This window comes from Streptomyces smaragdinus (assembly GCF_009604385.1).
GTDB classification, from domain to species: domain Bacteria; phylum Actinomycetota; class Actinomycetes; order Streptomycetales; family Streptomycetaceae; genus Streptomyces; species Streptomyces smaragdinus.
The window spans coordinates 20067-31442 of sequence record NZ_WEGJ01000055.1 but is presented as its reverse complement, the minus strand read 5'-3'; the positions used below and the strand labels follow the sequence as shown (position 1 = coordinate 31442).

Below are 11376 nucleotides of genomic sequence, written 5' to 3'. Positions count from 1 at the left end.
CGGGTCGGCGGGGTCGGGGACCTCGCCGAGCAGGGGGGTGACGGTGCGGGCCGCTTCGGCGACGGGGTCGGGGAGGGGGACGGCGTCGAGGAGGGAGCGGGTGTACGGGTGGCGGGGGTGGTCGCAGACGGTGTGCCAGTCGCCGAGTTCCACGACGCGGCCGAGGTACATGACGGCGACGCGGTCGGACAGGTGCCGGATCATGGCGAGGTCGTGGGAGATGAAGACGTAGGTCAGGCCCAGTTCGTCGCGCAGCCGCCGCAGGAGGTTCATGACGTCGGCGCGGACGGAGACGTCGAGGGCGGAGACCGGTTCGTCGAGGACGAGGACGCGGGGTTCGACGGCGAGGGCGCGGGCGATGCCGACGCGCTGGCGCTGGCCGCCGGAGAGTTCGTGGGGGTGGCGGCCGGCGGTGGCCGCGGGGAGACCGACGAGGTCGAGGAGTTCGGTGACGCGGGTGTCCCGGGCGGGGCCGGTCGCGAGGCGGTGGACGCGCAGGACCTCGGTGAGGGCGCGTCCGGTCGTCAGGCGGGGGTTGAGTGAGGCGTACGGGTCCTGGAAGACGAGCTGGACGGTGCGGCGCAGGCGGCGCAGGTCCGCGCCGCGGGCACGGCGGACGTCGATGCCGTCGATACGGATGGTGCCGGCGGTGGCGTCCTCGAGGCGGACGAGGAGGCGGGCGGTCGTCGATTTGCCGCAGCCCGATTCGCCGACCAGGCCGAGGGTTTCGCCGGGGGCGACGGTGAGGGAGACGCCGTTCACGGCGTGGACGCGGCCGTAGCGTTTGGTGAGTTCGGTGACCTCGATCATGTCCACTTCTCCTTGGGGACCCAGCAGGCCGTCCGGTCGGTGAGCGGGGGTTCCTCGGTGGTGCACCGGTCGGCGCGCTGGGGGCAGCGCGGGGCGAAGGGGCAGCCGGGCGGGAGGGCGGCGAGGTCCGGTGGGGTGCCGCCGATGGCGGGGAGCGGGGTGCGCTCGGCCGGAGTGCCGTCGGGGGCGGGGGCCGGGGGGAGGGAGGCGATGAGGCCGGCGGAGTACGGGTGGCGGGGGTCGGCGTACAGGGCGCGGACGGGGGCGTCCTCGACGATGCGTCCGGCGTACATGACCAGGACGCGCCGGGTGAGGCGGGCGACGACGCCGAGGTCGTGGGTGATCCACAGGACGGCCAGGTCGTGGTCGCGGCGCAGCCGGTCGACCTGGGCGAGGATCTGCTGCTGGACGGTGGCGTCGAGGGCGGTCGTCGGTTCGTCGGCGATGAGCAAGCGGGGGCGGGGGGCCAGGGCCATGGCGATGACGATGCGCTGGCGCTGGCCGCCGGAGAGCTGGTGGGGGTAGCGGCGGGCGGTCCGGTCGGGGGTGGGCAGGCCGACCTCGTCGAGGGTGTCGAGCATGCGGCGGCGGGCTTCGGCCCTGGGGACGCCGTGGGCGCGGAGGCCCTCGATGATCTGGGCGCCGACGCGCATCAGGGGGTTGAGGGCGGTGAGGGGTTCCTGGTGGATCATCGCAATGCCGGCGCCGCGGAGGGACCGCCGTTCGCGTTCGGGCAGGCGGAGGATGTCCCGGCCCTCGTAGGCGATGCTCCCTCCGGTGACGCGGGCGGCGTCCGGGAGGAGGCCCATGACGGACAGGGCGGTGAACGTTTTTCCGGAGCCCGATTCGCCGACGAGTCCGACGGTCTCGCCGGGGGCGATGCCGAACGAGATCCCGCGGACGACGTCCAGGTCCCCGACGGCTGCGCGCAGGTCGCGTACCTCGAGCAGTGGTCCGTTCACCGGGTGCCCTCCCGTGGGTCGAGGGCGGCGCGCAGCCCGTCGCCCAGGAGGTTGAGTGCCACGACGGCGACGACGATGAGGGCGGCGGGGAAGGCGAGGGTCCACCAGGCCTCGGTGAGGAGGTTGCGGGCCTCGCTGACCATGAGGCCGAGGGAGGGCTGCGGGGGCTGGGTGCCCAGGCCCAGGAACGACAGGCCCGACTCGGTGAGGATCGCCCAGGACAGGGCGAGGGTCGTCTGGACGACGACGGGGGCGCTGACGTTGGGGACGACGTGGCGCAGCAGGATGCGGGCGGGGCCGTAGCCGAGGACCTTCGCGGCCTTCACGTATTCGGCCTCGCGGACGGAGAGTGTGGGGCCTCGGGCGACGCGCAGGAAGATCGGGGTGTAGACGACGGCGATCGCGACGGCGGTGTTGAACCAGCCCTGCCCGAGGGCGGCGACGATCGCGAGGGCCAGGAGGATAGCCGGAAAGGCGAACAGGATGTCCGCGAGGCGGGAGACGACGGCGTCGAGCCGGCCGCGGACGTAGCCGGCGAGCACGCCGAGGAACGAGCCGATGAGCGCGGCGCAGGCGACCGCGACGGCGGCGACGCGCAGGGAGGCGGCGATGCCGGTGAGGGTGCGCGCGAGGACGTCGCGGCCGAACTGGTCGGTGCCGAACCAGTGGGCGGCGCTCGGGGCCCGCAGCCGGGTGGTGGGGTCCTGGGCGAGCGGGTCGTACGGGAGGAGTCCGGCGGCGGCCGTCAGGCAGGCGAGGAGGAGGGCGGCGGTCAGGATCGTACCGGCGCGGCCGTTGCGGTCGTGCCAGACGCCGCGGGTGAGGGGGTCGTGGCGGGCGCGCGGTGCTTGGGTGGTCATCGCGTCCTCGGGTCCAGGAGTCGGTAGAGGAGGTCGACGGCCAGGTTGACCAGGACGAACGCGGTCGCGACGAGGAGGGTCGTGCTCTGGACGACGGCGTAGTCCTGCTGGGTGATGCCCTGCAGGAGCAGCCGGCCGAGGCCGGGGAGGGCGAAGACCTGCTCGACGATCACCGTGCCGCCCAGCAGATAGCCGAACTGGATGCCCGTCATGGTGAGGATGGGGACGAGGGAGGCGCGCAGGATGTGGCCGAGGCGGACGCGCAGGGGTGAGACGCCCTTGCCGCGGGCGGTGCGGACGAATTCGGAGCGGGCGTTCTCCAGATAGGCGGTGCGGGTGGTGCGCATGATCGTCGCGGCCAGTCCCACGGCCAGCACGAGGGCGGGGTAGATCAGCTGGCTGAGGTTGCCGCCGACGGATTCGGTGAGCGGGGTGTAGGTGCCGGGGTCGGGGAAGTACGAGAAGACGGTGGCCAGGACGGCGACGCAGACGGACGCCAGGACGAACTCGGGGAGGGCGAGGCCGAAGAGGCCCAGGGTCTGCGTCGTCAGGTCGCGGGCCCGGCCGGGGCGGCTCGCGGCGAGGATGCCGAGAGCCACGCCGACGGGGGTGGCGATGAGCATGGCGAGCAGGGCGAGTTCGACGGTCACGGGCAGCGCGTCGGCGATGAGGGTGCGGACGGGGACACCGGTGTCCAGGGACACGCCGAGGCGACCCTGGCAGACGCCGCCGAGCCAGCCGAGGAACTGCTCGACGGGACCCTTGTCGAGGCCGTAGTAGCGGGTGAGGGCCGCGCGCTGGTCCGGGTCGAGGGCGGCGGCCTCGGTGCCGAGCTTGGCGGTGATGGTGTCGCCGGGCAGGGCGCGCAGGACGACGAACACGACCACCGCCACGCCGAAGAGGGTGACGGCCGTACCGGCGAGGCGGCCGAGGACGAAGCGCAGGGGGCCGCCGCTACCGGCCAACGGTCGCCTTGCCGAGGTACTCGAGGGACTCGGTGGGCAGCGCCTTGAAGCCCTTCAGATCGGTGCCGACGGCGTAGTAGACCTGGTTCGCGAAGAGCCACACCCACGGTGACTGGCCGAGGAGCTCCTTCTGCAGGTCGTCGAAGCGGGCGGTGCGGTCGGTCTTGTCGGTGGTGAGGTTGGCGGCCGCGAGCAGTTCGTCCAGCCGGGGGCTGTCGTAGCCGGCGGGGACGGTGAGGCTGGCGCCCTTCGTGAAGTAGCGGTTGTAGATCAGGTACGGGTCGACGGAGCCGCCGTTGAGGGCGACGGCCGCGTCGAACTTCCCCTTCATCCAGTTGTCGACATAGACATTCGTCTGCTGTCGCTCGAGTTCGAGGGTGACGCCGATCTTCTTCAGCTGGGCCTGGAGGACCTGGGCGATGTTGGTGGAGGTGGAGTACTCGCCCGTCATGGTGATCGTCTTGAGTTCGAAGCCGTCGGGATAGCCGGCCTTCTTCAGGAGCGCCTTCGCGGCGGCCGTGTCGCCCGGCTCGCAGGGCAGGGCGGCCGTGGGGTCGTACGGGTAGGCGGGCGAGGTGATGGGGCCGGTGACCTTGGCCTGGCCGAAGTAGACGGCGTCGGCGATCTCCTGGCGGTCGACGGCGCAGGCGATGGCCTGCCGGGCCTCGGGCTTCGCGAGGGGACCCTTGCGGGCGTTGAGCTGGAGGACGTGGTACGCGAGCGTCGGCTGGGCGGTCACCGCCGCCTTCGCGCCGGTGACCTGCTTGGCGACGGCGGGGTCGGAGAGGATGCCGAGGTCGAAGCTGCCGGCCTGCATGCCGGACGCGATGGACGCCTCGTCGGGGATGACGCGGAACTCGACGGTACTCACCTTGGGGGCGCCGGCGAAGTAGGCGCTGTTGGCGGCCAGTTCCAGTCGCTGGTTCTGCTTCCACTTCCGCCAGCGGAAGGGGCCGGTGCCGTTGGGCTTCTTGCCGACGGTGCCCGCGTCGATGTCCTTCTTCGCGAGCATCGCGTTGCCGGTGTACGTGAGGGCGGTCAGCAGGCTGGCGTCGGGCTGTTTCAGCGTGAGCGTGAGGGTCGCGCCGTCGGCCTCGACGGCGGTGATGTTCGCGAGGTACGAGCCGACGACGGAGCCGGTCTCCTTCGCCATGTTGCGTTCGAGGGTGGCCTTGGCGTCGGCCGCGGTGAACGGCGTTCCGTCGTGGAACTTCACCCCCTCGCGCAGGGTCAGCTCGACGGCCTTGCCGTCCGGGGCGACCTGCCACTTCTCGGCGAGGCCGGGGACGAGTTCGCCGCTGTCGTCGGTGTCGACGAGCGTGTCGTAGACCAGGCCGAGGGTCTGCACGGACTGGAAGGCGGTGGCACGGGCCGGGTCGAGCTGTTCGATGTCTCCGGTACGGGCCACCGTCAGCCGGCCGCCGCCCTTGCCGGAGGGGTCCTTGTCGTCGTCGGAGGGGGTGGGGCTGCAGGCACTCGCCGTCAGGGTCGCGGTCAGCAGCAGGGACGCGGCGCAGGCCGCCCGGTGCCAGGAACGTCGCTTCATCGACATCGAGCCTTCCCTCGGGGGCTTGTCGATCAGGCACGGTAACCGCTTGCCGGGATGCTGTGAAGCGGGCGTTCAGCGGTTCATTGGTCGTACAAATGGCGGTGACGATCAGGGAGTTGGGGCACGGTCTACCATCGCCGGATGCTTCTTCACGAGCTTCGGACACTGGTCAGGACCCTGTCCGACAATCACGGCGTGCCCACCGTGGTGGCCGCGGTCGCGCGTGGTGAATCGACGCCCCTCGTGTACGGCAGAGGGATGCCCGAGGGGATCGCGCCGGGGGACGCCGTTTTCGATCTGGCGTCCGTCACGAAGGTCGTGGCGACCACCGCCGTGCTGATGGGTCTGGTCGCGGAGGGACGGCTCGCGCTCGACGAGCGGGTGCCCGGCTCGTCCGCGACCGTGCGGGAGCTGCTCGAGCACCGGGGCGGGCTGGCGCAGTGGTGGCCGCTGTACGCGGCCGGTGCCCGGGAGCGCGCGGCGGCGCTCGAGGTCGTACGGGGGCTGCCGCCGGCGTTCCCGCGCGGGGTGGAGCGGCGGTACTCGGACCTGGGGTTCATGGTGCTGGGCGCGCTGGCGGAGGAGGCGGGCGGGGCGCCGCTGCCGGAACTCGCCGCCGGGGTGCACCGGCGGCTGGGCATGACGGCGACCGGGTATCTGCCGGCGCCGGGTCCCGCGCTGGTCGCCTCCGCGCGGGGGGACGCCATCGAGCGGCGGATGCTGGCCACGGGTGAGCCGTATCCGGTGCCGTTCGGGCCCGGGGACTTCGCGGGGTGGCGGGAGGGGCTGCTGGTCGGGGAGTGCAACGACGGCAACGCCTGGCACGCGTTCGGCGGGGTCGCGGGGCACGCGGGGCTCTTTGGCACGGCGTCCGACCTGCTGGCGTTCGGCCGGGGCCTGCTCGGCTCCCTCGCCGGCCGCGGCCCCTGGCCCGCCCCGGTCACCGCCGCGTTCCTGACGGCGGGCGCCGACCCCGCCCAGGCGCCGGGCTTCCGGTGCTGGCCCCGGTACGGGGCGGTGGGGCATCCGGGGTTCACCGGCAGCCGGTTCGCCGTCGTACCGGCCGCGGACGCCGTCGTCGTCCTGCTGACGAACCGGCTGCTCGCCCCGGCCGCCCCTCCGCCGGACGAGGTGTGGGACCGGCTGCTCGCGGCCGTGGCCGGGGCGCACGGGCCGGGCGCGCCCGGATCGGGCCCGTACAGGCTCTAGGCTCGGGCCCGCAGGTGTATTCAGTGCCGAACCCACCCTGGAGGTGCTCCGACGTGTCCGAGCAGAGCCGGCGGCCGCTGCCCCACGACTACCATCCCCCCGTCCCGCAGTTCACCGTGCTGAGCGACGACGTGACCGACGGCTCCACGCTGGCCGACGCCCATGTGTACGCCCACGGCAACACCTCCCCGCAGCTGCGCTGGGAGGGCTTCCCGCCGGAGACCAAGAGCTTCGCCGTCACGTGCTACGACCCGGACGCCCCGACCGGCAGCGGTTTCTGGCACTGGTCGGTGTTCGACATCCCGGCGTCCGTGACGGAGCTCCCGGCGGGCGCCGGCAGCGGCGAGATGAAGGGCATGCCGGCGGGCGCCGTGCACGTACGCAACGACTACGGCACCCGTGACTTCGGCGGCGCCGCGCCGCCGCCCGGGGACGGTCCGCACCGGTACGTCTTCACGGTGTACGCCGTGGACGCGGAGAAGCTCGGCCCGGACGCCGACGCCTCCCCCGCCGTCGTCGGGTTCAACCTCCGCTTCCACACCCTGGCCCGGGCACAGTTGATCGCCGAGTACGAGAACCCCGCCGACGCGTAAATTGCGTTGTCCGAGATCCACCTCCCGGGCACAGTTGGAGCCACTTCGCCTGAGCGGCGGAGCGTGGCCGGGAGGTGGAGAGGATGCGCGAGACGCTGGTGCTCAACGCGAGCTTCGAGCCGCTGTCGACTGTGTCGCTGCGGCGGGCCGTGGTGCTGGTGATGCAGGACAAGGCCGTGGTCGAGCAGGAGCACGCGGGGCTGCGTATCCGCGCCGCGAGCATCGACATGGCGGTGCCGCAGATCATCCGGCTCTGCCGGTACGTACGGGTGCCGTTCCGACAACGGGCGCCGTGGTCGCGACGGGGTGTGCTGATCCGCGACCGGCACCGCTGCGCGTACTGCGGGCGCCGGGCGACGACCGTCGACCACGTGCTGCCGCGGGCGCAGGGCGGCCCCGACTCCTGGCTGAACACCGTGGCGGCCTGCGCCGACGACAACCACCGCAAGGCGGACCGGACTCCGGAGGAGGCCGGTATGCGCCTGCTGACCCAGCCCTTCGAGCCGACCCCGGCCGACGCGCTGCTGCTGGCCCTGCGGGTACGGGACCAGACGGGGATGCCCGACTGGCTCGCCGTCCCCGCCGCCTGACCCGCTTGCCGCCGGCCCCCGTTCACTCGAGCGGGGGCTGCTCGCGGTAGCCGGCGGCGCGCCGCTGCTGCGGCGGGATCGGGGTCTCGCCGCGGTCGGCGGGCGGGGCGGACGTACCGCCGCCGTTGGAGCCGCCGCCGGGCGCGAAGTTGCCCAGCGCGCCGCCCAGGCCCTTGAGCGCCTCGCCGATCTCGCTGGGGACGATCCAGAGCTTGTTGGCGTCGCCCTCGGCGATCTTCGGCAGCATCTGCAGATACTGGTACGACAGCAGCTTCTGGTCCGCGTCCCCGGCGTGGATCGCCTCGAAGACCGTACGCACCGCCTGCGCCTCGCCCTCCGCGCGCAGCGCCTGGGCGCGGGCCTCGCCCTCGGCGCGCAGGATCGCGGACTGCTTCTCGCCCTCCGCGGTGAGGATCGCCGACTGGCGGACACCCTCGGCGGTGAGGATCGCGGCGCGCTTGTCCCGGTCGGCGCGCATCTGCTTCTCCATCGAGTCCTGGATGGAGGTGGGCGGCTCGATCGCCTTCAGCTCGACCCGGTTGACGCGGATGCCCCAGCGGCCGGTGGCCTCGTCGAGGACGCCGCGCAGGGCCGCGTTGATCTCCTCGCGGGAGGTCAGGGTGCGCTCCAGGTCCATGCCGCCGATGATGTTCCGCAGCGTGGTGACGGTGAGCTGTTCGATGGCCTGGATGTAGGACGACACCTCGTACGTCGCGGCGCGGGCGTCGGTCACCTGGTAGTAGATGACGGTGTCGATGTTGACGACCAGGTTGTCCTGCGTGATCACCGGCTGAGGCGGGAAGGGGACGACCTGCTCGCGCAGGTCGACGCGGTTGCGGACGGTGTCGATGAACGGCACCACGATGTTCAGGCCCGCGTTCAGGGTGCGCGTGTAGCGGCCGAAGCGCTCGACGATGGCGGCGCTGGCCTGTGGGATCACCTGGATCGTCTTGATGAGTGCGATGAAGACGAGCACCACCAGGATGATCAGGACGATGATGATCGGTTCCATTGCGCTCCCTTACATGACGACGGCTGTGGCGCCGTCGATGTCCACGACATCCACCCGTTGACCGGGCTCGTACACCTGGTCTTCCTGGAGGGCGCGGGCGCTCCACACCTCGCCCGCGAGTTTGATCTGGCCGCCCCGGCCGTCGACGCGTTCGAGGACGACCGCCTGCTTGCCCTTGAGCGCGTCTATTCCCGTGCGCTGGTCGGGGCGTTGCTGCGTCCTGTTCCGGTTGGCGATCGGTCTGACGACGGCGATCAGCGCGGTGGAGACGACGGCGAACACGATGACCTGCATCGTGATGTTGCCGCCGACGGCCGCTGTGATCGATCCGGCGATGGCGCCCGCCGAGAACATGCCGAACTCGGGCATCGTCGTGATGACCAGAGGTATGCCCAATCCCACGGCGGCGACAAGCCACCACACCCATGCGTCCACGGGGTAATGCTAGGGCGCCGCGGGCCTGTTCGGACAGGTAACGCGGCGCCCAAGTCGATTAATTGATCAGGCCGTTGTACGGGACGGTGCCGGTGGTGCGGATCGGGTCAGGCGGCACCCAGCGGCAGGCCCGCCGCCGTCCACCGCTCGCCCCTGCGCTCCAGGACCAGGGGCAGGCCGAAGCACTTCGACAGGTTGCGCGAGGTGAGCGTGGTGTCGAGGGGGCCGGCGGCGACGAGCTTGCCCTGGCGGATCATCAGCACGTGGGTGAAGCCGGGCGCGATCTCCTCGACATGGTGGGTGACCATGATCATGGAGGGGGCGTACGGGTCGCGGGCGAGTCGGCCGAGGCGGCGGACCAGGTCCTCGCGGCCGCCGAGGTCGAGGCCGGCGGCCGGTTCGTCGAGCAGCAGCAGCTCGGGGTCGGTCATCATGGCGCGGGCGATCTGGGTGCGCTTGCGCTCACCCTCGGAGAGGGTGCCGAAGCGGCGGTCCGTGAACTCGCTCATGCCGAGGCGGTCGAGGAAGGCGCGGGCGCGCTCCTCGTCGACGGGGTCGTAGTCCTCGTGCCAGTGGGCGGTCATGCCGTACGCGGCGGTGAGGACGGTCTCCAGTACGGTCTGGCTCTTGGGCAGCTTGTCCGTGAGCGCGCTGGAGGCCATGCCGATCCGGGGGCGGAGCTCGAAGACATCGACGCTGCCGAGCTTCTCGCCGAGGACCTGGACGGTGCCGGAGGTCGGGAAGAGGTAGCTGGACGCGACGTTCAGCAGCGTGGTCTTGCCGGCGCCGTTGGGGCCGAGGATGACCCATCGCTCGCCCTCGGCAACCGACCAGGAGATCTGGTCGACCAGAGCTCGTCGGTCGCGGACCACCGATACGTCCACCAGCTCCAGTACATCGCTCATGAGCGTGCAGTCTCCTCTTTGTCCCGCTGCGTCCATCTCGTCCGGTGCCCATTGCGCGGGGCGCCTCTATGAGGGCAAACCTACGCCACGCCGTTGGTGAGGTGGGGTGTGGGCCGGGGTGCGGCGGCGCCCGCGCCTTCGGCGCGGGGGGATTCCCGCCCGCAGCCGCCCGTTACCGGGGGTGGGGTGGGCGTCGCCGCCTTCTCGTTCGGCCCCTGCCAGTCGCCGCGGGCGGCGTTGCCAAGGGTGGGGTGGGCGTCGCCGCCTTTGCTGTCGGGCCCCTGCCGTCGTCCACTTGTCGGACCCGGGGCCTACGCTGGGCACATGCTAGATGAACCGCGTTCCGGGCGGCTCGCGGCGTGGGGGAATGCCCTGATCGCCGGTGCCGTTCCGCCGGACACCGCTGTGCACGAGATCGTCGGCGACGACGCCCGGCACCGGGTGGAGGGGCTGCCCGGGGAGGACACCCCGGTGGGGCTCACGCTCGCGCTGGGGCGGCTGCGGGCCCTGGGGGCCTCGGGGCTGCGGGTCGCGCTGCCCGCGCCGGGCCATCCGCTGGGCCTCGCCGGTCCGCCCGCGTTCAACGCCGCGGCGCTGGAGGCCGGGGAGGCCGTGCTGGTCGCCGGGGGGCCGGCGCTGGGGCTGGTGCCCGAGGTGTACGCCGTGGGGCCCGACGGTGACGAGCACGTCGAGGTGACGTGGCGGTGCTCGGCCGTACGGGACGCACCGCCGGCCGATGTGCCGTCCCTGGGCGAGGCCGAGCGGGAGCTGGCGGAGGCGATGCGGGAGGCGACGGAGGTCCTCGCGCGGCTCGACGTGGCCGGCGCGGGGCCCGCCGCGCGGGCGGCGCTCACGGCGTATCAGGCGCGGGCGGAGGCGGGGCGGCGGGAGCCGGCGCCGGGGTATCCGCCGCGGGCGACGCGGGTGCTGGAGCTGGCGCAGCGGGTGGGCGCGCTGCTGGCGATCGCCGCCGCGCCGCAGCACGCGGAGCACGGCGGGGCGGTGTCCGCGTCGGAGATCACGGCCCGGCGGGAGGCGCTGCGGCCGCTGGAGCGGACGGCGCGCCGGGCGCAGGTGGCGGCGTACAACGCCTTCGTCGAGGAGCTCGAGCGGCGGCGCTGAGGCAGGACCGGGCCCCGCGGACGGGCGCGTCCGCGGGGCCCGGCGGGCACTGCCGGGATCAGCGGTTCACGGCGGAGTTGCCGAACGCCGGGTTGCCGACACCGATCACGTTCACGCTGTTGCCCGACGCGTTCGCGTCGACGTCGACAGGCACCTGGACCACGTTGCCGGACACGATGCCCGGCGACCCCATCGCGTTGCCGTCGGCCCCGCTGTCCGCGGCGGCGGCGCCGGCTCCGGCGGCGAGCAGGCCGCCGGCCAGCAGGGAAAGGGCCGCGGCCTTCTTCAGGTTCTTCACTGTTCCTCCTTGCGCGTCGCCGCGGCCAGCCGGCCGCGGCACGCCATGGAGAACGCGCGGGCGGCG

13 protein-coding genes are annotated in these 11376 nt (G+C 72.8%); 4 read left to right on the top strand and 9 right to left on the bottom strand.

Translation table 11 applies throughout. The features are described 5' to 3' along the window. The 5 genes from SRB5_RS33290 to SRB5_RS33270 all read right to left on the bottom strand — a co-directional run. A partial coding sequence (locus tag SRB5_RS33290; protein WP_153457218.1) for an ABC transporter ATP-binding protein occupies nucleotides 1-810 on the bottom strand: 810 nt, incomplete at its 3' end. Next, nucleotides 807-1772 carry an ABC transporter ATP-binding protein gene (locus SRB5_RS33285; protein ID WP_323378905.1) on the bottom strand — a complete coding sequence of 322 codons (966 nt, stop codon included), beginning with the start codon at nucleotides 1770-1772 and terminating at the stop codon, nucleotides 807-809. The genes SRB5_RS33290 and SRB5_RS33285, both read right to left, overlap by 4 nt. Continuing rightward, the gene (locus SRB5_RS33280) at nucleotides 1769-2632 is read right to left on the bottom strand and encodes an ABC transporter permease (RefSeq protein ID WP_153457217.1); all 864 of its coding nucleotides are present in this window, start codon (nucleotides 2630-2632) and stop codon (nucleotides 1769-1771) included. Before SRB5_RS33280 ends, SRB5_RS33285 begins: the two co-directional genes overlap by 4 nt. Continuing rightward, nucleotides 2629-3597 carry an ABC transporter permease gene (locus tag SRB5_RS33275; protein ID WP_228390643.1) on the bottom strand — a complete coding sequence of 323 codons (969 nt, stop codon included), beginning with the start codon at nucleotides 3595-3597 and terminating at the stop codon, nucleotides 2629-2631. The genes SRB5_RS33280 and SRB5_RS33275 overlap by 4 nt, the downstream gene beginning before the upstream one ends. Continuing rightward, the gene (locus SRB5_RS33270; protein ID WP_153457216.1) at nucleotides 3587-5149 is read right to left on the bottom strand and encodes an ABC transporter substrate-binding protein; all 1563 of its coding nucleotides are present in this window, start codon (nucleotides 5147-5149) and stop codon (nucleotides 3587-3589) included. Before SRB5_RS33270 ends, SRB5_RS33275 begins: the two co-directional genes overlap by 11 nt. A gap of 138 nt (nucleotides 5150-5287) precedes the next feature. Here SRB5_RS33270 and SRB5_RS33265 point away from each other — a divergent pair, with 138 nt between their 5' ends. The 3 genes from SRB5_RS33265 (at nucleotide 5288) to SRB5_RS33255 (ending at nucleotide 7538) form a co-directional block, all read left to right on the top strand. Then, a complete protein-coding gene (locus SRB5_RS33265; RefSeq protein WP_153457215.1) occupies nucleotides 5288-6355 on the top strand; it encodes a serine hydrolase domain-containing protein in 1068 nt (355 codons plus the stop codon). 53 nt (nucleotides 6356-6408) lie between these two features. Then, nucleotides 6409-6948 carry a YbhB/YbcL family Raf kinase inhibitor-like protein gene (locus tag SRB5_RS33260; protein ID WP_323378904.1) on the top strand — a complete coding sequence of 180 codons (540 nt, stop codon included), beginning with the start codon at nucleotides 6409-6411 and terminating at the stop codon, nucleotides 6946-6948. Nucleotides 6949-7031: 83 nt separating this feature from the next. After that, on the top strand, nucleotides 7032-7538 hold the full coding sequence (locus tag SRB5_RS33255) for an HNH endonuclease (RefSeq protein ID WP_153457214.1): 507 nt from the start codon (nucleotides 7032-7034) through the stop codon (nucleotides 7536-7538). A gap of 22 nt (nucleotides 7539-7560) precedes the next feature. Here SRB5_RS33255 and SRB5_RS33250 read toward each other — a convergent pair whose 3' ends face one another. The 3 genes from SRB5_RS33250 to SRB5_RS33240 form a co-directional block, all read right to left on the bottom strand. Next, nucleotides 7561-8550, bottom strand: coding sequence for an SPFH domain-containing protein (locus SRB5_RS33250; protein WP_228390642.1), 990 nt, complete (start codon nucleotides 8548-8550; stop codon nucleotides 7561-7563). Nucleotides 8551-8559: 9 nt separating this feature from the next. Then, nucleotides 8560-8973: an NfeD family protein gene (locus SRB5_RS33245; RefSeq protein WP_323378908.1), complete on the bottom strand. Its 414-nt coding sequence runs from the start codon at nucleotides 8971-8973 to the stop codon at nucleotides 8560-8562. A 119-nt stretch (nucleotides 8974-9092) separates the two neighbouring features. Next, entirely contained in the window at nucleotides 9093-9890 is a 798-nt protein-coding gene (locus SRB5_RS33240; RefSeq protein ID WP_153457213.1) for an ABC transporter ATP-binding protein, read from the bottom strand. A 324-nt stretch (nucleotides 9891-10214) separates the two neighbouring features. Between SRB5_RS33240 and SRB5_RS33235 the strand changes: the two genes are divergently transcribed. Then, a complete protein-coding gene (locus SRB5_RS33235; protein WP_153457212.1) occupies nucleotides 10215-11012 on the top strand; it encodes a hypothetical protein in 798 nt (265 codons plus the stop codon). A gap of 58 nt (nucleotides 11013-11070) precedes the next feature. Here SRB5_RS33235 and SRB5_RS33230 read toward each other — a convergent pair whose 3' ends face one another. Next, nucleotides 11071-11310, bottom strand: coding sequence for a chaplin (locus SRB5_RS33230; RefSeq protein WP_323378902.1), 240 nt, complete (start codon nucleotides 11308-11310; stop codon nucleotides 11071-11073). Between the last annotated feature and the right edge of the window lie 66 nt (nucleotides 11311-11376).